Below are 22711 nucleotides of genomic sequence, written 5' to 3'. Positions count from 1 at the left end.
CTACCTCTAATCATTAATAACCTCATTGTACGTTCTTACTCCGTTAACGTCATCATGATGACTCATATCCTCTCTATTCTAAAGAAATGAGAAAAGCTTGAACCTGTTCAAAGATACACATAAGCTGAAACCACGCAATGGTAGGACATAACAACCGCAAGGAGGCTTTATGAAAATACTGATCACAGGAGCAACTGGGCTGATTGGGCGAGCACTCGTCAAGCAATTAATGACTCACGATTTAGTCATTCTCACCCGAGAGATTCACCGAGCCAAACAACAGTTAGCCCATATTCAGTCACAAAGCCTCTCTTTTATCAATAACCTAGATTCGTTGAATAACTTAAATGGCTATTATGCTGTGATTAATTTAGCGGGTGAGCCCATAGCAGATAAAAGATGGACCAAGCAGCAAAAACAACGAATCTGTCAAAGCCGTTGGTCGATAACAGAAAAATTAGTCGATTTGATTCATGGAAGTACCTCCCCGCCTTCCGTTTTTATTAGTGGATCGGCAGTAGGTTACTACGGCGATCAACAACTTCATCCTTTCGATGAAAGCCTTCAGGTTCAATCTGCACAATTTCCCCATTCTATTTGTAAAAAATGGGAACACATTGCACGAAGAGCCGAATCCGAAAGGACTCGTGTTTGCCTGTTAAGAACAGGGATCGTCCTTTCAACAGAAGGAGGGGCTTTAGCTAAAATGCTTCTCCCTTACCGCTATGGATTGGGAGGACCGATAGGGCGAGGTGAACAATATATGCCCTGGATCCATATTTGCGATATGGTTCGAGCCATCGTGTATTTGCTGGAAACAGAACATGCACAAGGCGCTTTCAACCTTTGTGCCCCTCACCCAGTACAAAATAGAATCTTTAGTCGTTGTTTAGCCTCAACACTCAAGCGCCCACACCTCTTATTTACTCCTAAGTGGGCCATTCGCTTACTCATGGGTGAGGCCAGTGTCCTGTTGTTTGACAGCATCCGAGCCAAACCTAAAAAATTAACCGAATTAGGTTTTCAGTTCACTTATTCACGAATTGAATCTGCATTAAAACAACTCCTTCAACATCATCATTAGTTGGATAAATCATGACCCGCTCAATCCTTATTACTGGCTGTTCATCAGGTATTGGCTATATGGCCGCTCTCGAACTCAAACAGCGAGGCTATCATGTCATTGCTTCTTGCCGTGATAGCAAAGATGTTCAACGCTTACAAAAAGCTGGCTTAACTTGTATTCAGTTAGACTTAGCCGATGAAAATAGTATCAAATCTGCAGTAAACTCAGCGTTATCGCTCTCTAATCATCAGCTTTATGCCTTATTCAATAATGGGGCTTATGGACAACCAGGCGCGTTGGAAGATTTACCGACCGAGGCATTAAGAGCACAATTTGAAAGTAACTTTTTTGGATGGCATACATTAACCACATTATTACTGCCTCATTTTCGTCAACAAGGTTATGGCCGAATTATTCAAAACAGCTCTATCTTAGGTTTTGCCGCAATGAAATATCGAGGAGCTTACAATGCATCAAAATTTGCTATTGAAGGTTGGACGGATACATTACGTTTAGAATTAGCCGGTTCAAATATTCACATTAGTTTGCTTGAACCTGGCCCAATAAATACCCAATTTAGAGCCAACGCATTACACGCTTTTACTCGTTGGATTAATATCAACACCTCCTTGCATAAAAACGCTTATCAAACACAGATCTCTCGCCTTGCCAAGGAAGAATCGAACCATCCATTCGCTCTTCCCGCTCAAGCGTGCCTTCCTCCTTTGCTTCATGCTTTAGAAGCGAAACGGCCCAAGCTACGTTATCGGATCACTTTTCCAACGAAACTGTTTGCAGTTCTGAAACGCGTATTACCAGGGCGAACACTCGATAAGCTATTGAATAAATCAGCATGAAATCTTGCTTACCCTAATGAACTCGTCAGTCCTTTCATCACCCTGCACCATTCCCGACCAAGCGTATTCATTCAAAGGATAATTCACTCGCACCTTGAGATTTATCCTTCTCTCCCCCATTCTCTACCTATATCCATAGATCATAAGGAATAACCATGCACTCACCTCATACACTTGATGTTAATCAACACAACTTTCGTGACGTATTAGCAAATTCAGTGCATCAGCCTATTTTATTTTATTTTTGGGCCCCCATGAGTGATGAAAGTGCTCAGTTGACCCCTCAGCTTCAACAACTGGCTCAACAATATGGCGGTGCATTCCAGCTAGCCACCTTGAACTGCCAAGAAGAGCAGTCAATCGCAGCTCAATTTGGCATTCAAGCACTCCCGACCATCGCACTATTTATTAATGGACAACCGGTTGATGGGCTGGGTGGGCCACAACCGATTGAGGCAATCAAAGAGATGTTAACCCGCCACTTACCGAGTCAAGAAGAACGCACCATACAGCAAGCGTTACAAATGGTGAGTGAACAGCAATACGAACAAGCTTTACCCTTACTGATAGAACTTGATGAACCGTGGAAAACTCAGGCAGAAGTCAAGCTGGCTCTCGCTGAGTGCTTACTGGCGAATCGGCGCTTTGATGAAGCAAAAGAACAATTATCCGCCATTCCTCTGGAATATCAGGATGGTTATTACAAGCGCTTAATCGCCCAAGTGGAATTGTATGAACAAGCCGCTGACAGTCCTGAAATCCAAGCACTAGAATCGACACTGTCCCAAAATCCAACCGATGCCAAAATGGCCAATGAGCTGGCCAGCCAATACCATCAAGTTCAACGAGATGAAGAAGCGCTCGATCTATTGTGGCGTTTTCTAAAAAATGACCTCAATACACTAGAAGGCGAGATGAAAAAAACCTTTATGGATATTTTGAGTACGCTTGGACAAGGTAACCCTATTGCAAGCCGTTACCGTCGCCAACTCTATTCTTTACTTTACTGATAGCCATTCAAACACACCAAACTCCCCCTGATTGGCAATAAAAATCTGCACCCTGCTCACATGACGATGCGAATAGGGTGCACATTCAGCAACAAGGTTAGCAATGCAGAATACATTGACGCATGGCTTCGCACATTGAATTTCATACTATTGTGCCCAATTTTAAGTCAGTCCCCTTGCCTGTTCTCTTGCTCTACTGCACAATTCGTGTCCAATCATTCTAATTTTTCAATTAACAAGGATTCGTCATGGCTATTGATTCTCTGATTACCATCGGTATATTTGTCGTTGTTGTAGTCTCATTTATTGTTTCGGCAGTAAAAACCGTCCCTCAAGGTAACCACTGGACGGTCGAACGCTTCGGCCGTTATACCCACACATTACAACCAGGGTTAAATATTATCATTCCATTTGTTGACCGAATTGGTCAAAAAATCAACATGATGGAAAGAGTGCTTGATATCCCAGCGCAAGAAGTGATCAGTAAAGATAATGCAAGCGTGGTCATTGATGCCGTCTGTTTTGTGCAAGTGATTAATGCCGCTCGAGCCGCTTATGAAGTCACCGATTTAGAACATGCGATTCGTAACCTAACCCTGACGAATATGCGTACTGTACTGGGTTCCATGGAGCTGGATGAAATGCTCAGCCAACGGGATATGATTAATACCAAACTATTAGCCATTATTGACCAAGCCACCAATCCATGGGGAATTAAGATCACCCGTATTGAAATAAAAGATGTTCAACCCCCAGCCGATCTGACGGCGGCAATGAATGCGCAAATGAAAGCAGAGCGAAATAAACGTGCAGAAGTCTTAGAAGCCGAAGGTGTTCGCCAAGCACAAATTTTACGCGCAGAAGGGCAAAAACAGTCTGAAATATTAAAGGCCGAGGGTGAAAAGCAAGCCGCTATTCTACAAGCGGAAGCTCGTGAGCGAGCCGCTGAAGCAGAGGCAAAAGCAACAACTATGGTATCAGAAGCCATCGCACAGGGAGATATGCAAGCCGTCAATTACTTTATTGCTCAAGGGTATACCGAAGCATTAAAATCGATTGGTCAGGCAGACAATGGAAAAATCATCATGCTACCACTGGAAGCGACTGGGCTTATGGGTTCAATCGCTGGTATCGCAGAGATGTTTCAACATTCAAACAATAAAGGAAATCAAGCTTGATTGATTGGTTAACACAATTTAACTATTGGCACTGGTTAGCCTTAGGCTTAGCATTACTTGCAGTAGAGCTCCTTGGTACCGCGGGTTATTTTCTTTGGTTGGGGCTATCGGGTTTGTTGGTGGGCATGTTAATGGTATTTATCCCCATGGGCTGGCAGTTGCAGTGGATGACGTTTGCGAGCTTCACGTTACTGACCACTTGGTTATGGTGGCGTCGACAATTTAAAACAGACCGTATTAGCGACAGTCAACGTTCTTTAAATCAAAAAGAGAAACAGCTCATTGGTCAACGAATAGCAATAACGGATGATGTAAAAGCTGGAATTATCACACGTATACATCTTGCTGACAGCACGTGGTCAGCGATAAGTGATGAGGACATCAGCGCAGGCAGTATCATCGAAATTGTTGAGCTTGATGGCATTACCCTTAAAATTAAGTTGTATCAACCAGTAGAGAAATAACATCTCAACTTAGACACAACCTATCGTGGCAAAGGTTCGCATCCAAACGAACCTTTACCGCGATAGGATTTCGCTGTGATAAACACGGCTGTCGCTTTCAGAAAGACGCTTTCTGTGAAAAAACATCAAATAAGTAAGAAAAGCCACTCGCTCTTCTTCTTTTTTATCCATTGTTTTCTATCTGTTGTTCGTTGGAGCCTTATTTTTTCATACAACATGATTGGGAAACGGAAGGATAGTGGTACAGATTCTCTAAAATGGGGCATTCTGAGCCACCATCACCGGGGCATTCGCGGATCCATAATTGTAATTGTGATTTAATCTGCTCAAGTTGCTCAATCTTGCTCTCAATATCTTGCACTTTACGTTGAGTTTTTTGCTTAACTTCTGCACTGGTTCGGTCTTTTTTTTGCGCCAGTTGTAATAGAGAAGCACACTCTTCTAAGCTAAATCCAACCTGCCTAGCGCTGGCAATTAAACGCAGTGATGCCAAATGACTTTCCGAATAATATCGGTAACCATTGCTGCCTCGCTCAGGAGCCGCAATCAACCCTTTTGATTCATAGAATCGAATTGATTTAGCACTTAACCCCGTTATTTTTGCAACATCACTAATTTGCATATTTCTCCCACTACTGACTTACCGCCCAAGATAGAAAAGCTTTACGCTGTGCTTCATCAAGATCAAGATAAGCCTGTTGGATCATCTCAAGTTTACCCGTTTCAAGGCCGGCGACTGTCGATGTCTCTTCAACCCGAGAAGCGACCACAGAGCGGGTCAATGAGGCGCGGTGAATCGCCGCTTTACTTTCTGTACGATTAAACTGTGCCAATTCTTTGCGATAGTCCCCCATTAAACCAAAGGAGCGGCCAGGAATAAAGTCTTGTTCTACCTCCAAAGTGCCTTGTGTAAATTTGATGTCTAAAGCCGGATGGCGGTCAAACTCTCGCGCATTATCTTCATTACGAATAGTCATGGCCGGGGCAAGGGTTAATTTTCCCTCATCACCAGAAATTTTCACAACCATCAGCGGTGACTTATATTTATTTTTCTTTCCTGACATCGGAATCACTCGCTCTGCTCGAACCAATAGCTGATGCTCTCCCGGCTCTAATGTCAGATCTGAACGGTGCCCAAAAGTAAACCCTTCCGATTCACCATTGACAGCCAACAATTGAATATCACGATCAAAGGTCACGTCAATATTGGCATAACTGCCTACCGAAATAGACAGTAACGATGCCAGCAAGCTAATAGGTAATAATTTCATAGTCTATCCTTCAAAATAAAATGGCGAGCCTAAGCTCGCCATACTCTATAACAAAAATTCACGCTTTGCTTAGAAGTAATACTCTACACCCACTGAGTACTCATCATAATCGGCTGATTTCCAACGATCATTATAAGCTTTGCCAAAATCTAAGGTACGTGCACGAGCATACAGCACCGCTGATGGGTCAACAAAGTATAGCGCTTGTACAGATAACACATCGTCATCCGAACCTTTTAGCTTATCGCCACCCACTTTAAGTTCTTCGTTCTTCGCATAACCCACTTTGAACTGCCAATCACCCGTTGTATAAGCAACACCCGCAGAGTAAGCATTTTGCTTCTCTTTATCGCCAGCAGAAGGTTTCGCTTCCATCATCTTATACTGAGCGTAGAAAGAAAGGCCATTATCAAACCAACCTTGCACGCCAAATAGGTAAGCATCGTTATCCCACTCAGTCTCTTCTTTGGCTACGTCACGGTTGCCTTCATAGGCTAAGTCAAATTGGAAAACCGAAAGTTTGTAGTGTGCTGCCGCACCCATCCAGTAATCTTTACCGTCACCTTTTTGTGCACCATCTTTACCTGCTACGCCGTAAGCTAGGTTCAGAGATAGACTATCAGCAAATGTTGGTGTATCCCAGCGAATGGTGTTTGAAGCGCGATCTTGGTGTTTAGTACCACCAATCGCACCACCCCAGTCAAAGACATCGCCCAAACCTGGGTTAGAGGCTGGCCAGTCAACCAATTCATAAAGAGGTGACAAAACGCGACCTAAACGAACTGTACCGTAGCTGTCATGTTTAAAGCCAACAAAGGTATCACGTGCACCCCATTCTGAACCTGGGTCAGAGAAGGATGGGTCTACATAACCCGCTTCGATTTGCCAAATAAAAGTAGATTCAATATTTTTGAAATCTTTCTCACCACGGAAACCAAGACGAGATTCGTTGTTAAACTGAGTACCACCTAAATTATCATCACTCGCTTTACTGCCTGTATCATAATCACGATAAGCCGCTTGCAGTGCAATAACCCCATAAACTTCATAGTTTGCGGATTCTGCAGCCGAAACACTAAATGCTGCACCAGAAGAAAGCATCGTAGCAACGGCCGCACCCAATAGAGAGCGTTTAAACATTTTGTCCATGGAAAACTCCTAAAAATAGAGATAGCTGTTTTATTTTTCTCCCCAAAGTTGGCCGCCGAAGGGAGAAAACTTTTCCTTGCATGAGAACCTGATTAAGAATCTCATCGCTGTCTGTATACACACTTGTGTATCCATGCCTTAAGACTAACGGCCGCAGATAAAACATCAATCAGAACTTAATTTTTAACTAAAAAAATATGACCCAAGACAAACTTTAAGCCAGTAAGTGATCAAGATCTAATTATTCAAACGAACACCACGCAAGAAAATAAAATAAATAAAAAACAATAAGTTAATAACAACAGCTGGCGATTTTATTGAAGTCACTCGCATTGATAGAAAAAACCAGGTGACAAAAAAATCCAAGCGTTTCTTTTCATTGAAGACGAATCGTCCATGTTCAAGTAAGTTATTTTCAACAAATAAAAAACCCTCAACAGAACTGCTGAGGGTTTCTATAACAAGGGAATTATCGCTATTGGATCAAATTAATTAAATCTTGCTCTCCTAAGATTTCAACCCCTAGCTCTTGGGCCTTGACCAATTTTGAACCCGCCGCTTCACCAGCAAACAAAATATCGGTATTTTTAGAAACGCTTCCCGTCACTTTGGCTCCTAACGCTTGTAGTGCGGCCTTAGCTTCACTTCGTGAAAGCTGTGATAACGATCCCGTCAATACTACTGTTTTTCCAGCCAATGGCTGTGGTTGTTCATCACTTTTTGGCTCGATGACTGGCCAACTAATTCCTAAAGCCAATAACTCTTTAACCACCTGTTGGTTACTATCTTGACTAAAAAACGCTTGAATGTGGCTGGCAACCACCATTCCAACATCTTGCACCTCAATCAACTGCTCGGTAGATGCCTTCATCACAGCATCCAAAGTACAAAAATGCTGAGCAAGATTCAGTGCCGTTGCTTCCCCCACTTCACGAATGCCAAGCGAATATAAGAAACGGGGCAATGTGGTTTGTTTCGCTTTTTCTAAAGCTTGAGTAATGTTCTGCGCTGATTTAGGCCCCATTCTTTCCAGAACGGTCAACTCTCCTGCTCTGAGTTTAAACAGATCAGCGGGCGTCAATACCATTTCACGATCAACCAATTGCTCAATGACTTTATCTCCGAGCCCATCAACATCCATGGCTTTACGCGAGACAAAATGCTTGAGCGATTCTTTGCGCTGAGCCCGACACACCAGCCCGCCAGTACAACGGGCAACGGCTTCACCAATCACTCGTTCAATATCAGAGTGACAAACCGGACACTGCGTGGGGAAAGAAATCGCTCTCGCTTCATCGGTTCTTCGTTCGGGCACCACCGCAACAATTTGTGGAATCACGTCACCTGCACGGCGAATAATCACCGTATCGCCGATCATGACGCCTAATCGCTCAATTTCATCGGCATTATGCAAAGTGGCATTACTTACAGTAACCCCTCCGACAAAGATCGGTTCAAGTTTAGCAACCGGCGTGATCGCTCCTGTCCGCCCAACTTGAAACTCAACATCATTGAGTAGAGTCATTTCCTCTTGAGCAGGAAATTTATAGGCAATCGCCCAACGAGGGGCGCGAGCCACAAAACCCAACCGTTCTTGCAAATGAACATCATCGATTTTGATCACCACTCCATCAATTTCATAAGGTAATGCACCACGCCGCTCAACGATATCTTGGTAGTATTCTTTTACTTGCGCTAAATTTTCAACCCGTTTTGCCTCAGGGCTAATGGGTAACCCCCACTGTTTTAACTGTAAAAAGCGCTCATAATGGCTATCCGCTAAGGTTCCACCTTCTACCACCCCGACACTATATGCATAAAAGGCTAATGGCCTTGTCGCAGTAATACGAGAATCCAACTGACGTAAACTTCCTGCCGCCGCATTACGCGGGTTAACAAAAACTTTTTCCCCTTTTTTCAGCGCTTGTGCATTCATTTGCTCAAAACCCGCTTTCGGCATGAAGACTTCGCCACGTACCTCAATCCTTCTCGGCCAACCAGTACCACGTAATTTCAAAGGGATAGATTTAATGGTTCGAACATTTTCCGTAATGTTTTCACCTGTTGCCCCATCACCACGGGTTGCGGCTTGTACCAGCACACCATCAACATAGAGCAAACTGACCGCCAACCCATCTAATTTCGGTTCACAGCAAAATTGTGCCTGCTTGGCTGCAGCAACACGTTCGCTCATACGACGGTAAAAACTGTCTAGTTCTTCCTCTTCAAATGCGTTATCGAGTGATAGCATAGGTAGCTCATGAACTACAGGCTCAAAACCAGAGAGCGGTGCACCTCCCACACGTTGGCTGGGCGAGTCAGCCGTGATCCATTGAGGATTTTGCGCTTCAAGCTCTAATAGCTCTCGCATAAGCCTATCGTACTCCGCATCCGGAATGGTCGGTGCATCTTCTACGTAATAACGTATGGCATGCTCATGCAGGGTTTGACGTAATTCTTGTAATTTTTGCTCTACGGGTTGCATCGTTATTCTCTCGAATCATGAAAAAAGGCTCCGACCTGGAGCCTTTATTTACTATCAAGCAGTTAAGCTTGTTTAGCTTTAAACTCTTGGATCTGTTTACGGTATGCAGACAGGCGATCAGGCGTCATTAAGTTTCTTGCATCATCTAAGACATTAGCCCCCAGATCATCTGCAATTTGCTGGGCCGTTTTTAGCATCAACTTAAAGTTTTGCTCAGGATCGCCAAAGCAAGGAAGCGTCATAAAAAAGGAAATACCTTTGGTCGTAAATAAAGCAGGATCATCATGCTTCAGTGTTCCCGGCTGCATCATATTGGCAACACTAAATAACACTTTTCCCGTTCCGGATAAATCCGAGTGGCGATGATAAATATCCATTTCTCCATACAACAATCCATTTTGTTGCAGGCTATCAAAAAGCTTAGTCCCAATAAATGGCTCAGTACCAGCACAATGCACATTCAATACGAGCACTTGCAAAGCTTCTTCTTCGGTTGACTCATGCTCTGCCACCGCAGCCGTTGTTACCGATGATACGTCATTTGAAGAGTGCGTCTCTGAGGGTTCAGACACCGGATTTGCAGAGATCACTGAAGACGGCTGAACATCAACGTCATCAGAAAGGGGCAGCGAGGTAGCGGGAACGTCTAACTCATAATCGGCAATCAAAGGATCGACCTCATGACTCGATAAACCAAAATCAGGCTCTTTGCGTTCCTTACGAACCACCTCATCCAGCGAAGCCTTTGATGATGACGTATCGTCATGGCGCTCAACCGCGATTCGGCCCAGAGGCTTATCACCAAATTTAGACTTTCCTTCCTTTTTACTGGTCCAAAGACCATGAAATAGTAAAGCGGCTATCGCTAGCGCGCCGACAATAATGAGTACGAATCGCAATTCCTGCATTTTAAACTCTCAGTTTCTCGGTGTTGATGTTCTGAGCTCTAACGCCTATGACGCACGTTTACCAAGGTAGATTTATCGGTTTATTCGGTTACTTTACCAAAACTTACCCCAGTTTTAGAACAACTTAATGTTAGAAGTTACGTCTATGAGCAAATTTTTATTTGCATCTCACTCCGTTACCATGAAGAGATGAGTTAATATCATCTCTCATTTCGTTGAGGAACCGTCATGCCAATCACATCACAACGTTCGGGTCTTGGTTATTTTATCGAAGGTATCAAACTCGCATTCTCACCAGGGATTCGACGTTTTGTCCTATTTCCGTTGTTAGCCAACTTACTGCTCGTCGGTGGAGCGATGTATTACTTATTTACCCACTTAGACCGTTGGATCAATCAATGGATCGAAGTGCTTCCTGATTTTTTATCTTGGCTAAGTTATCTACTCTGGCCTTTACTGACATTGACTATTTTAGGAACCTTTTCCTATTTTTTTAGTACATTAGCCAATTTTATTGCCGCCCCTTTGAACGGATTGCTCGCCGAAAAAGTGGAACAAAAAATCACTGGGCAAGCAGTCACAGAACAAGGCATTGTGGACCTCATCAAAGATATCCCACGTATTTTACTCAGAGAATGCCGAAAAATGGCCTATATGATCCCGAAAGCCATCGGGTTATTTCTGTTACTGCTGATCCCAGCATTAGGACAAACCGTTGGGCCCGTTCTATGGTTTATATTTACAGCATGGATGCTGTCTATTCAGTATTGTGATTACCCCTTTGACAACCACAAAGTTGATTTCAATACTATGCGAAACAGTTTGAAACAAAAACAAAGCCAAGCGTATGGGTTTGGTATTGTTGTTTCAATGATCACGGCAATTCCTGTATTGAACCTTTTTATCATGCCCGTTGCCGTGTGTGGAGCAACGGCCATGTGGGTTGGGGAATTTAAAAACCAATATAGAGCGTGATCACTCAGTAAATTTAAATCCTTAATAAGTTATAACTTTTTAGTCCTTTACCTTATCTATTCACCCCTTATTCTTGGATGGTATCGACAAATTATCTCCACGCATCCAAGACTAAATCTGCGTAATGAAGGAATATAACTATGAGTAAAATTTACGAAGACAACTCCCTAACCATTGGTAACACACCACTTGTTCGCTTAAATAAAGTGAGTAAAGGCAAAGTGCTGGCAAAAATTGAAGCTCGCAACCCAAGCTTTAGTGTGAAATGCCGAATTGGTGCAAACATGATTTGGGAAGCAGAAAAACAAGGCAAACTCAAAGCTGGAATCGAGCTGGTTGAGCCCACCAGTGGTAATACGGGGATCGCCCTTGCCTTTGTTGCTGCCGCTCGTGGCTATAAATTGACACTCACCATGCCAGAATCCATGAGCCTTGAACGCCGTAAATTGCTCAAAGCACTAGGCGCAAACCTTGAACTGACTGAAGCGGCGAAGGGAATGAAAGGCGCTATTGCAAAAGCGGAAGAAATAGTGGCAAGCAACCCAGAAAAGTACCTATTACTTCAACAGTTTGATAACCCAGCTAACCCGGAAATTCATGAAAAAACAACCGGACCTGAAATTTGGGATGCCACTGACGGCCAAGTCGATGTCTTTATTGCAGGTGTCGGTACCGGTGGCACCCTGACGGGTACCAGCCGCTATATTAAAGGCGAAAAAGGCAAAGCCATTGTGTCTGTTGCTGTAGAACCAGCAGAGTCCCCCGTCATTACTCAAGCATTAGCTGGTGAAGAGATAAAACCCGCACCTCACAAAATTCAAGGTATCGGAGCGGGTTTTATCCCAGGTAACCTAGATTTATCCCTCATTGACCGAGTGGAAACGGTAACCTCCGATGAAGCGATTGAAATGGCTCGTCGACTCATGGAAGAGGAAGGCATCTTAGCCGGCATTTCTTCAGGTGCTGCGGTAGTTGCTGCAAATCGACTTGCTGAACTACCTGAATTTGAAGGAAAAACCATTGTTACTGTGCTACCAAGTTCAGGTGAACGTTATCTCAGTACCGCTCTATTTTCTGGTATTTTTACCGAAAAAGAAAACCAACAGTAATAGGTGGTTAAATCAAATTTTCGTTTAAAAAAGCCCCGTTCAGGGGCTTTTTTGTTGATCCTTGCCCCACCTTTGGTAATATCGGGGTGTTTTATTTCTAGCTTCAAAATAAAAGAAGCTAACTAGATTAAAATCAATGGTTATTGTTAGCTAAAAATAACAAAGCGATTGATTGTTTTAGACGAGGATAAGCTCTGACACGAAAATACTGTTACTGCGCTAGCAGAAATTGACGGTTAAGGTTAAGCTTATGCAAGTTAACAACTTACAAAAACTAAATTAATTGGGGTATAAAACATGTACGAGAAGAAAGTAGAAATTACGGCAGAGAACGGTCTTCACACTCGTCCAGCTGCACAGTTTGTTAAAGAAGCAAAAGCTTTTGATGCAGACATTACCGTAACATCAAACGGTAAAAGCGCGAGTGCGAAAAGCCTATTCAAACTTCAAACACTAGGTTTAGTAAAAGGTACTGTCGTTTCTATTTCAGCAGAAGGTCCTCAAGCAAGAGAAGCGGTTGATCACCTAGTTGCACTAATGGACCAACTTCACTAATTGGTTTTTTCCAATTAAATAATAAAAGCCATTTTGTTACCCACAAGATGGCTTTATTGGAAATATGTCCGAAAATAGGCTACATATTATCGTTAGCACTAACGTCCATTTCCTCCCGTTTACAGTTGACCAATTTAAGGTAAGGCTATGATTTCAGGCATCCTAGCATCTCCTGGTATTGCTATAGGTAAAGCATTACTACTTCAAGAAGATGAAATTGTCCTAAACACAAACACCATTCCAGAAACTCAAGTTGAAGCAGAAATCCAATGTTTCTATGACGCCCGCAAAAAATCAGCGGCTCAACTTGAAGTCATTAAGCAAAAAGCGCTGGAAACTTTTGGTGAAGAAAAAGAAGCCATCTTTGAAGGCCACATCATGTTGCTTGAAGATGAAGAGCTAGAAGAAGAAATTTTAGCCCTCATCAAGAACGACAAACTTTCTGCCGACAATGCAATTTACACCGTCATTGAAGAGCAAGCGACCGCGCTGGAGTCTCTTGATGATGAATACCTAAAAGAACGAGCAACCGATATCCGTGATATCGGCTCTCGCTTTGTAAAAAATGCACTCGGTATCAACATCGTTTCAATCAGTGATATCAACGAAGAAGTCATTCTAGTTGCTTACGACCTAACGCCATCAGAAACAGCACAAATCAACTTAGATTACGTGCTGGGCTTTGCCTGTGATATTGGCGGTCGTACTTCTCATACTTCGATCATGGCGCGTTCTTTAGAATTACCTGCAGTTGTTGGTACTAACAACATTACCAAGCAAGTCAAGAATGGCGACATGTTGGTTCTAGATGCGATCAACAACCAGATTTTTGTTAACCCAACAGAAGCTGAGCTTGAGCAAGCAAAGCAAGTTCAACAAGCTTTCTTGGCAGAAAAAGAAGAACTGGCGAAACTTAAAGATTTACCCGCTGAAACACTTGACGGTCATTGTGTCGAAGTGTGCGGTAACATTGGCACAGTGAAAGATTGTGACGGTATTATCCGCAACGGGGGTGAAGGTGTCGGCCTTTACCGTACTGAATTCCTATTTATGGACCGTGATGCACTGCCTACGGAAGAAGAACAGTACCAAGCTTATAAAGAAGTCGCAGAAGCGATGGAAGGCCAGTCTGTTATTATCCGTACTATGGATATTGGCGGTGATAAAGATCTCCCTTACATGGATCTGCCAAAAGAAATGAACCCATTCTTAGGCTGGCGTGCAGTACGTATCAGTTTAGATCGTCGTGAAATTTTACGTGACCAATTACGTGGTATTTTACGCGCTTCTGCACATGGTAAACTGCGCATCATGTTCCCAATGATCATTTCTGTTGAAGAAATTCGTGCCTTAAAAGAAGCCATTGAAGAGTACAAAGCTGAACTTCGTAGCGAAGGGCTAGCTTTTGATGAAAGCATCGAAATTGGTGTGATGGTAGAAACCCCTGCTGCTGCAGCGATTGCTCATCATTTAGCGAAAGAAGTTTCTTTCTTCTCTATCGGTACGAACGATCTCACCCAGTACACCCTTGCGGTTGACCGTGGTAATGAAATGATTTCTCACCTATATAATCCACTGTCACCAGCAGTATTGACGGTTATCAAACAAGTGATTGATGCCTCTCATGCTGAAGGAAAATGGACAGGAATGTGTGGTGAGCTTGCTGGTGATGAACGAGCAACACTGTTATTGTTGGGTATGGGCTTAGACGAGTTCTCTATGAGTGGTATTTCGATTCCTAAAGTGAAGAAAGTCATTCGTAACTCAAACTTTGCTGAAGTAAAAGCAATGGCACAAGAAGCTTTATCTCTACCAACAGCGGCAGAAATTGAAGCTTGCGTTGAAAAATTCATCGCCGAGAAGTGTCAATAAGGATAAACCCCCTACAATAGGTGACTATGAGCAAACTCCTTGAAGGATATAAAAATAGTCGTCTATTGTTTGGGATTGGTATACTATACTTCAACAAAATAAATCTAAACGTTAGGAGCATGACACAATGGGTCTGTTTGACAAACTTAAAAAGCTAGTCTCTGACGACAGCGCTGACGCGGGTGCAATTGATATTATCGCACCTCTCTCTGGTGAAATTGTAAACATTGAAGACGTGCCAGATGTCGTGTTTGCTGAGAAAATCGTTGGTGATGGTATTGCGATTAAACCTGCAGGTAACAAAATGGTTGCCCCTGTGAATGGTACTATCGGTAAGATCTTCGAAACTAATCACGCATTCTCTATCGAGTCTGACGATGGTGTTGAACTGTTTGTTCACTTCGGTATCGATACCGTTGAATTGAAAGGCGAAGGTTTCAAACGTATCGCTGAAGAAGGTCAATCAGTAAAAGTCGGCGACACGATTATTGAATTCGATCTTGCTCTACTTGAAGAAAAAGCGAAATCTACATTGACTCCAGTTGTTATTTCTAACATGGATGAAATTAAAGAGCTAAGCAAGTTATCTGGCTCTGTCACCGTAGGTGAAACTCCGGTTCTTCGTGTAACGAAGTAATCTCGAGCTATGTTACTGATAAAAACGCTGCCAACTAGGCGGCGTTTTTATTGTTCTCTCTAAAAGCTAAAGTCCAAGTGCATAACGTAAAACCTGCGCTTTAATTGGCCCAGAATGTTCCGCCCCTTTTAATAAAATATTACGCATCAGCTTTATGGGAGCCAAATCATTACTGAAGGCTTTATAGAAAACATCCATCCCCGTTTGCATCAATAAATTATCAGGGCGACGTTTTCGTTCATAGCGTTGAAACTGTTCCAGTGTTAATTCTTCCATCTCATCTGTCACCGCCAATAACGCAGCTACGTCTTTAAACCCTAAATTCACGCCCTGCCCAGCTAATGGATTAATGGTATGTGCCGCATCTCCGATAAGCACACAACCATTTTGAACATAACTTTGCGCATGACGACGGGTCAAAGGAAATGATCCTCGCTGAATCACATCAATATCCCCCAATTCTGGAGGAAAGTGGTTTAGTATCTCTTCACGTAACTGATCATCACTCAAGTTCATTAACTGCTTGATTCGCTTCGGTGAATCATACCAAACCAATGATGCTTGTTGATCTTGCAGTGGTAAAAACGAACGAGGACCAGAGGGGAAAAACTGCTGCCATGTGATATCTTGCTGTGGTTTTGCCGTCTGCACATTAATCAACATACAGTGTTGGCGATAGTCCCAGGCTGTAATACCAATATGGGCAAGAGAACGGACTTGAGAATTAGCGCCATCGGCACCAATAATCCACTGTCCAACCAATGTCGTACCAGACTGCAGGGTAACTTGGTGAGCTCCCGTTGGCTGAAATTGGATCTTACTCAGGGTATCTGGGCAAAAAAGGACTAACTCAGGGTATTGGCTAAATTGCTCCCAAATGGCTAATTGAATCAAGCGATTTTCAACCATAAACCCTAGCTGTGCTAAGCCTAAACTCTCACAGCTAAAGCGAGTTCGGCACTCTGGGTGCTCCCACGTTTCTAATCGGCGATAAGGGCAAACACGTTTTTGCTTCACCCCCTCCCATGCCCCTAATTCTTCGAGTAATGAAACCGAGGTCTGTGAAATCGCAGAGATTCTAACATCCATCGCCTGATCTGGTGAAAAAGCCGAAGGGGCATTCCCTTCAACAAGCGCTACTTTTCGACCTTGTTGAACAAGGCCTAATGCTGCTGCTGCTCCCACCATTCCCCCACCAATGACTATCACATCAAACTGGTTCATCTTCGCCACTTTAGGTTAATTTCACTTAAAAACCATTGTACGTATTAAGGTTTTTTTTGCGAATATATTTCATCAAAAACCTTGCTCTCTGTAAGGAGAAAACCAAGCAATAGCAATGGTTAGCAGAGATTTTTGTCTATTACTAGTCAGTCACAAACGAAAGCAGTACAATACGCCGCTACCGCCGAGATGGCGGATTCCTATTTCAACGAATTATTGAACGAGCGAAAGTGAGATGAGTAAGAAACTGCTAATAAAAACCTGGGGCTGCCAGATGAACGAATACGATTCATCCAAAATGGCCGATCTGCTTAATGCAGCAAATGGCTATGAGCTGACAGAAGAGCCAGAGGAAGCAGACGTCCTACTATTAAATACCTGTTCAATCCGTGAAAAAGCTCAAGAAAAAGTCTTTCATCAACTGGGACGCTGGAAAACGTTAAAAGATAAAAAACCAGGCGTGGTGATCGGCGTTGGAGGTTGTGTGGCGACCCAAGAAGGGGATCACATCCGTGAACGTGCACCATTCGTAGATGTGATTTTTGGTCCACAAACCCTGCACCGTTTGCCTGAAATGATCAGACAATCCCAATCGACTGACGCTCCGGTCATGGATATTTCTTTCCCTGAAATTGAAAAATTTGATAGCCTGCCAGAACCTCGAGCAGAGGGGCCGACGGCTTTTGTTTCTATTATGGAAGGGTGCTCTAAGTACTGTACTTACTGCGTTGTGCCTTATACTCGTGGTGAGGAAGTCAGCCGTCCAATGGACGATGTCCTGTACGAAATTGCCCAGTTAGCAGAACAAGGTGTTCGTGAAGTTAACCTGCTTGGGCAAAATGTGAATGCCTACCGTGGCCCAATGCACGATGGAACCATCTGTTCATTTGCCGAGCTACTTCGTTTAGTCGCCTCTATTGATGGTATTGACCGTATTCGTTTCACCACTAGTCACCCACTAGAGTTTACTGACGACATCATTGCTGTGTATGAAGATACCCCTGAGCTCGTCAGTTTTCTACACCTCCCAGTGCAAAGTGGTAGCGATCGCATCTTAACGATGATGAAACGTCCGCACACGGCGATTGAATATAAGTCGATCATTCGTAAATTACGTAAAGCTCGTCCTGATATTCAAATCAGTTCAGACTTCATCGTGGGCTTCCCCGGTGAATCCGATAAAGATTTCCAAGACACCATGAAGCTGATTCGTGATGTCGATTTTGATATGAGCTTTAGCTTTATTTTTTCTCCTCGACCAGGAACTCCGGCCGCAGATTACCCATGCGACCTTTCTGAAGAGACCAAAAAAGCACGCTTATATGAATTACAACAGCAGATCAACAGCCAAGCCATGCGCTACTCTCGTCTGATGATGGGAACAGAACAACGTATTTTGGTTGAAGGCCCATCGAAGAAAAACCTGATGGAGCTACGTGGCCGTACTGAAAATAACCGAGTGGTTAACTTCGAAGGCCCTGCCGAACTTATCGGTCAGTTTGTTGATGTGAATATTGTCGATGTTTTCCCGAACTCATTACGTGGAGAACTCGTACGCACTGAACAAGAGATGAACCTTCGCGTCCTGATTTCGCCCTCACAAATGATGGCAAAAACTCGCCGTGAAGATGAGCTAGGCGTGGCGACCTTCACCCCATAAACGTTTTGTACTGCATAGCGCTCGGAGAAAGGAATACTCACGCTTGGTCATAGAATTCAGCTCCGCTGATTCTTCCACCAAACAAGAACATAGTGTCATTGTGTGCCCGGTCATAATCGGGCACCGACGAGTGACTGATTGAGAGGCCAATTTGAGCAATAAAGTCGTAACCTTAGAAATTAATCTGGAACCTTCTGATAACCGTCGCTTAGCCAGTTTATGCGGGCCATTTGACGATAACATCAAGCATTTAGAGCGTCGGCTTGGAGTGGAAATTAACCACCGTAGTAACCTATTTACTATCGTCGGTAAAGCGCATACCGCCTCAGCGGCCTTAGACATTCTCAAAACCCTTTATGTAGATACCGCACCGGTTCGTGGCCAGATCCCCGATATTGAGCCAGAGCAGTTGCACCTTGCCATCAAAGAAGCCGGCGTTTTAGAGCAAAATCAAGAATCCGCCATTATCCATGGTAAAGAAGTCTTTATTAAGACCAAGAAAGGAGTGATCAAACCACGCACTCCGAATCAAGCGCAATATTTGGTCAATATGGTGACTCACGATATCAGCTTTGGTATTGGCCCAGCCGGAACTGGGAAAACATATTTAGCGGTCGCCGCAGCCGTGGATGCGCTGGAGCGACAAGAAATTCGCCGAATTCTGCTCACTCGCCCTGCGGTTGAAGCAGGAGAAAAATTAGGCTTTTTGCCTGGAGATCTCAGCCAAAAGGTTGACCCCTATTTACGTCCGCTCTATGACGCACTGTTTGAAATGTTAGGGTTTGAACGAGTAGAAAAGCTGATTGAACGAAATGTGATTGAAGTGGCCCCTCTAGCTTACATGCGTGGGCGGACACTCAACGATGCCTTTATCATCCTTGATGAAAGCCAGAATACGACCGTAGAACAGATGAAGATGTTCCTCACTCGGATCGGTTTTAACTCCCGCGCAGTGATCACTGGCGATGTAACCCAAATTGATTTGCCACGTGGAGCTCGTTCTGGTCTACGTCATGCCATTGAAGTACTCAGCGAAGTGGAGGAAATTAGCTTTAATTTTTTCCAGTCAGACGATGTGGTTCGCCATCCGGTTGTTGCTCGCATTGTTAATGCCTATGAAAAATGGGAAGCGCAAGATCAAAAAGAACGTAAGGCTTATGAACAGCGTCGCCGTGAAGAGCGAGAAGCCAAGTTGGAAGAAACCAGCCCAGCCGCCCCCCAATCCACCCCTGAGGAATCAAATCCATCATGAGTATTGAACTGGATTTACAAATTGCCGTTGAAAATGAGCAAGCTCTACCAAGTTTTGATGATTTTTCACACTGGCTCACTACGGCTATTAGCCCATTTCAAAGCCAAGCTGAAGTCACTATTCGAGTGGTTGATCAAGATGAGAGCCACCAACTAAATTTAGACTATCGTGGTAAAGATAAACCAACCAATGTGCTCTCCTTTCCTTTTGAGGCTCCCCCTGAAGTGGAACTGGATCTATTGGGTGATTTGGTCATCTGCCAACAAGTTGTCGAACAAGAAGCGCTTGAGCAAGAAAAACCGCTAATGGCACACTGGGCGCATATGGTTGTACATGGTAGCCTTCATCTGCTAGGTTATGACCATATCGATGATCAAGAGGCTGACGAAATGGAAGCGCTTGAAACTGAGATCATGCAAAAAATGGGGTTTGATGACCCCTATTTAGCGGAGAAAAACTAAGTGATTGGTGGGAGAAATACCTTTACTGGTTCACTTTATGTGAGCTATCACACATCTGATAGCGTAATAAATAAGAGACACAATGAACGACGATAATTCGCCCCATTCTACTGAAGGAAAAAAAGAAAAATCTGAAGGTCCGAGTAGAAAGTCCTTCTTTGAACGCCTAGGTCAACTTTTTCAGGGGGAGCCCAAAGATCGCCAAGAGCTAGTGGATGTGATCCGAGACTCTGAAGTGAATGACCTTATCGACCATGACACCCGAGATATGCTTGAAGGGGTTATGGAAATTGCAGAGATGCGAGTGCGGGATATTATGATCCCTCGCTCACAAATGGTGACGGTTGAGCGTAACGATAACCTAGACTCTCTGGTCGCTTTAATCACAGATGCACAGCACTCTCGCTACCCAGTGATTAGCGAAGACAAAGATCATGTCGAAGGCATTCTACTAGCAAAGGACTTACTCAAATACTTAGGCTCAAATAGCGCTCCGTTTGATATCGAAGAAGTCATTCGACCTGCGGTGGTGGTTCCGGAAAGTAAACGCGTTGATCGCCTACTCAAAGAGTTCCGCGAAGAACGTTACCATATGGCGATAGTCGTCGATGAGTTTGGTGGCGTATCTGGCCTCGTCACCATTGAAGATATTTTAGAAGAAATCGTCGGTGATATTGAAGATGAATTTGATGATGAAGAGCAGCTTGATATTCGAAAATTAAGCAAACATACCTATGCGGTAAAGGCTCTGACAACCATCGAGTCTTTTAATGACACCTTTGGCACAGAATTTAGTGATGAAGAAGTCGATACCGTAGGCGGTTTAGTCATGACCGCATTCGGGCACTTACCTTCACGAGGTGAAATCATTGAGATCGGTAAGTATCACTTTAAAGTGACCGCTGCCGACAGTCGACGAATCGTTCAACTTCAAGTCACCATTCCTGATTTCGAAACACTTCCTGAAACTCAGGAAGAGTAAACTGGTGCCAACTTTGCTCAGCTAAATAAGTAGCTGAGCACATTACTTTAGAAAGTTATCGTTGATGAAAAATTATATTCATCGCCTAATACGGCCATTTCTGGCCTTATGTGTCGGCGCAATCACCCCCCTAGCTTTTGCACCCTATCAATTATGGCCATTGGCGATTCTCAGCCCATGCCTACTATTACTACTGATTCATCACCGTTCAGCTAAACAAGCGGCGTTCATAGGCTATTGCTGGGGCTTAGGTCAATTTGGCTTTGGGATCAGTTGGGTTCACGTCAGTATCGATACATTTGGTGGCTTACCCAAAATCGCCAGTTTCTCCCTCATGCTGCTTTTGGTAGGGTATTTATCCTTTTATAGTGGCCTCTTTGCTTGGGCACTCAATCGTTTCTTTCCTCGCGCTCATTGGTCCAGATTTTTACTCGCCTCTCCCGTTCTTTGGCTCACCTTTGATTGGCTCCGTGGTTGGGTAATGACGGGGTTTCCTTGGTTATGGTTAGGCTATAGCCAAATAGATAGCCCATTGGCTTCTTTTGCCCCTCTTGGCGGTGTCGAGCTTATCACCTTGGTTGTGCTTATGTGTGCAAGCTCATTCAGCTATGTCTGCTTGACTCACGCATGGCGTTTTTTACTGATCCCTATCGCCCTTTTCTCTATCAGTTTTGCCTTCAAAGCGCAAACTTGGGTTACGCCTGAACCAGAAAGGACAACCACACTGGCTATTATTCAAGGCAATATTCAGCAGTCTCTCAAATGGCACCCCAACCAACGTTGGCCAACCATTATGAAATACACCGATCTCAGCCGAGAGAATTGGGATGCCGATATTATTATCTGGCCAGAGGCCGCAATTCCTGCTTTTGAGTTAGAGTTAGGTCCATATCTCAGTAATTTAGATTCAGCAGCTCGAATGAATAAGAGCGCGGTGATTACCGGTATTTTGAACTACAACGAACAAGGCCAATACTTTAATAGTGTATTGGCGTTAGGTAATACCCCATATGGTGGTTACCGTTACGACGTTGAACACCGCTACCATAAGCATCACTTATTGCCATTTGGTGAATTTGTACCATTAGAGAAGTGGCTCAGACCTTTAGCCCCATTATTTAACTTACCCATGTCATCTTTTAGCCGGGGAGAATATGTTCAGCCAAATATCTTCGCTGCAAATTATGCCTTTGCACCTGCACTATGTTATGAAATCATTTTTAATGAGCAGCTAAGAACAAACGTAACAGAGCAAACGGATTTTTTACTGACACTCTCCAATGATGCTTGGTTTGGTCGATCAAACGGGCCTCTTCAACATATGGAGATTGCTCGAATGCGAGCCTTAGAACTGGGTAAACCCTTGGTTCGATCAACCAACAATGGTGTCACCGCAATCACGGATCAATACGGTAAAATAACTCATCAACTTCCGCAGTTTAAAACGGGAGTGCTCAGAGCAGAAATCACCCCAACTCGAGGGCAAACACCGTATTATCGCTGGGGAAGCTGGCCACTCTATATATGGTGTAGCTTAAGTTTAGCGATAAGTTTTCTGGTCACTCGTCGCCACTAAGCAAAGCTGACGCCCCTAAA

21 protein-coding genes are annotated in these 22711 nt (G+C 43.8%); 15 read left to right on the top strand and 6 right to left on the bottom strand.

The window, feature by feature from the left end:
- Nucleotides 1–169 precede the first annotated feature (169 nt).
- The 5 genes from B5D54_RS08855 (at nt 170) to B5D54_RS08835 (ending at nt 4575) form a co-directional block, all read left to right on the top strand.
- Nucleotides 170–1084 carry a TIGR01777 family oxidoreductase gene (locus B5D54_RS08855; protein ID WP_078926190.1) on the top strand — a complete coding sequence of 305 codons (915 nt, stop codon included), beginning with the start codon at nt 170–172 and terminating at the stop codon, nt 1082–1084.
- Nucleotides 1085–1095: 11 nt separating this feature from the next.
- A complete protein-coding gene (locus tag B5D54_RS08850) occupies nt 1096–1923 on the top strand; it encodes an SDR family oxidoreductase (protein ID WP_078926189.1) in 828 nt (275 codons plus the stop codon).
- 155 nt (nt 1924–2078) lie between these two features.
- Nucleotides 2079–2933, top strand: a complete 855-nt coding sequence (locus tag B5D54_RS08845) for a co-chaperone YbbN (RefSeq protein ID WP_078926188.1) — start codon at nt 2079–2081, stop codon at nt 2931–2933.
- A 248-nt stretch (nt 2934–3181) separates the two neighbouring features.
- The gene (locus B5D54_RS08840) at nt 3182–4111 is read left to right on the top strand and encodes an SPFH domain-containing protein (RefSeq protein ID WP_078926187.1); all 930 of its coding nucleotides are present in this window, start codon (nt 3182–3184) and stop codon (nt 4109–4111) included.
- Nucleotides 4108–4575, top strand: coding sequence for an NfeD family protein (locus B5D54_RS08835; RefSeq protein WP_078926186.1), 468 nt, complete (start codon nt 4108–4110; stop codon nt 4573–4575). The genes B5D54_RS08840 and B5D54_RS08835 overlap by 4 nt, the downstream gene beginning before the upstream one ends.
- A 199-nt stretch (nt 4576–4774) precedes the next feature.
- Here B5D54_RS08835 and cueR read toward each other — a convergent pair whose 3' ends face one another.
- From cueR to zipA, 5 genes are all read right to left on the bottom strand, one after another.
- Nucleotides 4775–5197 (bottom strand): Cu(I)-responsive transcriptional regulator, encoded by a 423-nt coding sequence (cueR, locus tag B5D54_RS08830; protein WP_078926185.1) that lies wholly within the window; start codon nt 5195–5197, stop codon nt 4775–4777.
- Between the two features lie 10 nt (nt 5198–5207).
- Nucleotides 5208–5846, bottom strand: a complete 639-nt coding sequence (locus tag B5D54_RS08825; RefSeq protein ID WP_078926184.1) for a DUF2057 domain-containing protein — start codon at nt 5844–5846, stop codon at nt 5208–5210.
- Between the two features lie 69 nt (nt 5847–5915).
- Nucleotides 5916–6995, bottom strand: coding sequence for a porin (locus B5D54_RS08820; protein ID WP_078926183.1), 1080 nt, complete (start codon nt 6993–6995; stop codon nt 5916–5918).
- Between the two features lie 475 nt (nt 6996–7470).
- Nucleotides 7471–9480 (bottom strand): NAD-dependent DNA ligase LigA, encoded by a 2010-nt coding sequence (gene ligA / locus B5D54_RS08815; protein ID WP_078926182.1) that lies wholly within the window; start codon nt 9478–9480, stop codon nt 7471–7473.
- Between the two features lie 62 nt (nt 9481–9542).
- The gene (zipA, locus tag B5D54_RS08810; RefSeq protein ID WP_078926181.1) at nt 9543–10388 is read right to left on the bottom strand and encodes a cell division protein ZipA; all 846 of its coding nucleotides are present in this window, start codon (nt 10386–10388) and stop codon (nt 9543–9545) included.
- A gap of 228 nt (nt 10389–10616) precedes the next feature.
- On the opposite strand from zipA, the gene cysZ reads away from it, so the two are divergent.
- The 5 genes from cysZ (at nt 10617) to crr (ending at nt 15536) form a co-directional block, all read left to right on the top strand.
- Nucleotides 10617–11363 carry a sulfate transporter CysZ gene (cysZ, locus tag B5D54_RS08805; RefSeq protein WP_078926180.1) on the top strand — a complete coding sequence of 249 codons (747 nt, stop codon included), beginning with the start codon at nt 10617–10619 and terminating at the stop codon, nt 11361–11363.
- 140 nt (nt 11364–11503) lie between these two features.
- Nucleotides 11504–12472, top strand: a complete 969-nt coding sequence (gene cysK, locus B5D54_RS08800; protein WP_078926179.1) for a cysteine synthase A — start codon at nt 11504–11506, stop codon at nt 12470–12472.
- A gap of 297 nt (nt 12473–12769) precedes the next feature.
- The gene (locus tag B5D54_RS08795; protein ID WP_078926178.1) at nt 12770–13027 is read left to right on the top strand and encodes an HPr family phosphocarrier protein; all 258 of its coding nucleotides are present in this window, start codon (nt 12770–12772) and stop codon (nt 13025–13027) included.
- A 147-nt stretch (nt 13028–13174) separates the two neighbouring features.
- Entirely contained in the window at nt 13175–14899 is a 1725-nt protein-coding gene (gene ptsI / locus B5D54_RS08790; protein ID WP_078926177.1) for a phosphoenolpyruvate-protein phosphotransferase PtsI, read from the top strand.
- Nucleotides 14900–15026: 127 nt separating this feature from the next.
- Nucleotides 15027–15536 carry a PTS glucose transporter subunit IIA gene (gene crr, locus B5D54_RS08785; protein WP_078926176.1) on the top strand — a complete coding sequence of 170 codons (510 nt, stop codon included), beginning with the start codon at nt 15027–15029 and terminating at the stop codon, nt 15534–15536.
- A 66-nt stretch (nt 15537–15602) separates the two neighbouring features.
- Here the strand turns inward: crr and B5D54_RS08780 are convergent, their stop codons facing one another.
- Complete coding sequence (locus B5D54_RS08780; RefSeq protein WP_078926175.1) at nt 15603–16760, bottom strand: 2-octaprenyl-3-methyl-6-methoxy-1,4-benzoquinol hydroxylase; 1158 nt, start codon at nt 16758–16760, stop codon at nt 15603–15605.
- Between the two features lie 235 nt (nt 16761–16995).
- On the opposite strand from B5D54_RS08780, the gene miaB reads away from it, so the two are divergent.
- From miaB to lnt, 5 genes are all read left to right on the top strand, one after another.
- On the top strand, nt 16996–18420 hold the full coding sequence (gene miaB, locus B5D54_RS08775; RefSeq protein WP_078926174.1) for a tRNA (N6-isopentenyl adenosine(37)-C2)-methylthiotransferase MiaB: 1425 nt from the start codon (nt 16996–16998) through the stop codon (nt 18418–18420).
- Between the two features lie 151 nt (nt 18421–18571).
- Nucleotides 18572–19672 (top strand): PhoH family protein, encoded by a 1101-nt coding sequence (locus B5D54_RS08770; protein WP_078926173.1) that lies wholly within the window; start codon nt 18572–18574, stop codon nt 19670–19672.
- A complete protein-coding gene (gene ybeY / locus B5D54_RS08765; protein WP_078926172.1) occupies nt 19669–20133 on the top strand; it encodes an rRNA maturation RNase YbeY in 465 nt (154 codons plus the stop codon). Before B5D54_RS08770 ends, ybeY begins: the two co-directional genes overlap by 4 nt.
- Before the next feature lie 82 nt (nt 20134–20215).
- Complete coding sequence (gene corC, locus B5D54_RS08760) at nt 20216–21115, top strand: CNNM family magnesium/cobalt transport protein CorC (RefSeq protein ID WP_078926171.1); 900 nt, start codon at nt 20216–20218, stop codon at nt 21113–21115.
- Nucleotides 21116–21179: 64 nt separating this feature from the next.
- Nucleotides 21180–22691, top strand: a complete 1512-nt coding sequence (lnt, locus tag B5D54_RS08755; RefSeq protein WP_078926170.1) for an apolipoprotein N-acyltransferase — start codon at nt 21180–21182, stop codon at nt 22689–22691.
- Nucleotides 22692–22711: the final 20 nt, after the last annotated feature.

The sequence above is a fragment of the Vibrio cincinnatiensis DSM 19608 genome (assembly GCF_900167345.1).
GTDB classification, from domain to species: Bacteria; Pseudomonadota; Gammaproteobacteria; order Enterobacterales; family Vibrionaceae; genus Vibrio; species Vibrio cincinnatiensis.
The sequence above is the reverse complement of the archived record's forward strand: the minus strand, read 5'-3'. Positions and strand labels throughout refer to the sequence as shown.

Bases quoted from the DNA above. Each gene is read 5' to 3' on its own strand.
- B5D54_RS08780 (WP_078926175.1), bottom strand. From the start codon at position 16,760: ATGAACCAGTTTGATGTGATAGTCATTGGTGGGGGAATGGTGGGAGCA.
- B5D54_RS08840 (WP_078926187.1), top strand. From the start codon at position 3,182: ATGGCTATTGATTCTCTGATTACCATCGGTATATTTGTCGTTGTTGTA.
- crr (WP_078926176.1), top strand. From the start codon at position 15,027: ATGGGTCTGTTTGACAAACTTAAAAAGCTAGTCTCTGACGACAGCGCT.
- cysK (WP_078926179.1), top strand. From the start codon at position 11,504: ATGAGTAAAATTTACGAAGACAACTCCCTAACCATTGGTAACACACCA.
- ybeY (WP_078926172.1), top strand. From the start codon at position 19,669: ATGAGTATTGAACTGGATTTACAAATTGCCGTTGAAAATGAGCAAGCT.
- B5D54_RS08820 (WP_078926183.1), bottom strand. From the start codon at position 6,995: ATGGACAAAATGTTTAAACGCTCTCTATTGGGTGCGGCCGTTGCTACG.
- cysZ (WP_078926180.1), top strand. From the start codon at position 10,617: ATGCCAATCACATCACAACGTTCGGGTCTTGGTTATTTTATCGAAGGT.
- lnt (WP_078926170.1), top strand. From the start codon at position 21,180: ATGAAAAATTATATTCATCGCCTAATACGGCCATTTCTGGCCTTATGT.
- B5D54_RS08850 (WP_078926189.1), top strand. From the start codon at position 1,096: ATGACCCGCTCAATCCTTATTACTGGCTGTTCATCAGGTATTGGCTAT.
- cueR (WP_078926185.1), bottom strand. From the start codon at position 5,197: ATGCAAATTAGTGATGTTGCAAAAATAACGGGGTTAAGTGCTAAATCA.
- corC (WP_078926171.1), top strand. From the start codon at position 20,216: ATGAACGACGATAATTCGCCCCATTCTACTGAAGGAAAAAAAGAAAAA.
- ligA (WP_078926182.1), bottom strand. From the start codon at position 9,480: ATGCAACCCGTAGAGCAAAAATTACAAGAATTACGTCAAACCCTGCAT.
- B5D54_RS08795 (WP_078926178.1), top strand. From the start codon at position 12,770: ATGTACGAGAAGAAAGTAGAAATTACGGCAGAGAACGGTCTTCACACT.
- zipA (WP_078926181.1), bottom strand. From the start codon at position 10,388: ATGCAGGAATTGCGATTCGTACTCATTATTGTCGGCGCGCTAGCGATA.
- B5D54_RS08845 (WP_078926188.1), top strand. From the start codon at position 2,079: ATGCACTCACCTCATACACTTGATGTTAATCAACACAACTTTCGTGAC.
- B5D54_RS08855 (WP_078926190.1), top strand. From the start codon at position 170: ATGAAAATACTGATCACAGGAGCAACTGGGCTGATTGGGCGAGCACTC.
- miaB (WP_078926174.1), top strand. From the start codon at position 16,996: ATGAGTAAGAAACTGCTAATAAAAACCTGGGGCTGCCAGATGAACGAA.
- B5D54_RS08825 (WP_078926184.1), bottom strand. From the start codon at position 5,846: ATGAAATTATTACCTATTAGCTTGCTGGCATCGTTACTGTCTATTTCG.
- ptsI (WP_078926177.1), top strand. From the start codon at position 13,175: ATGATTTCAGGCATCCTAGCATCTCCTGGTATTGCTATAGGTAAAGCA.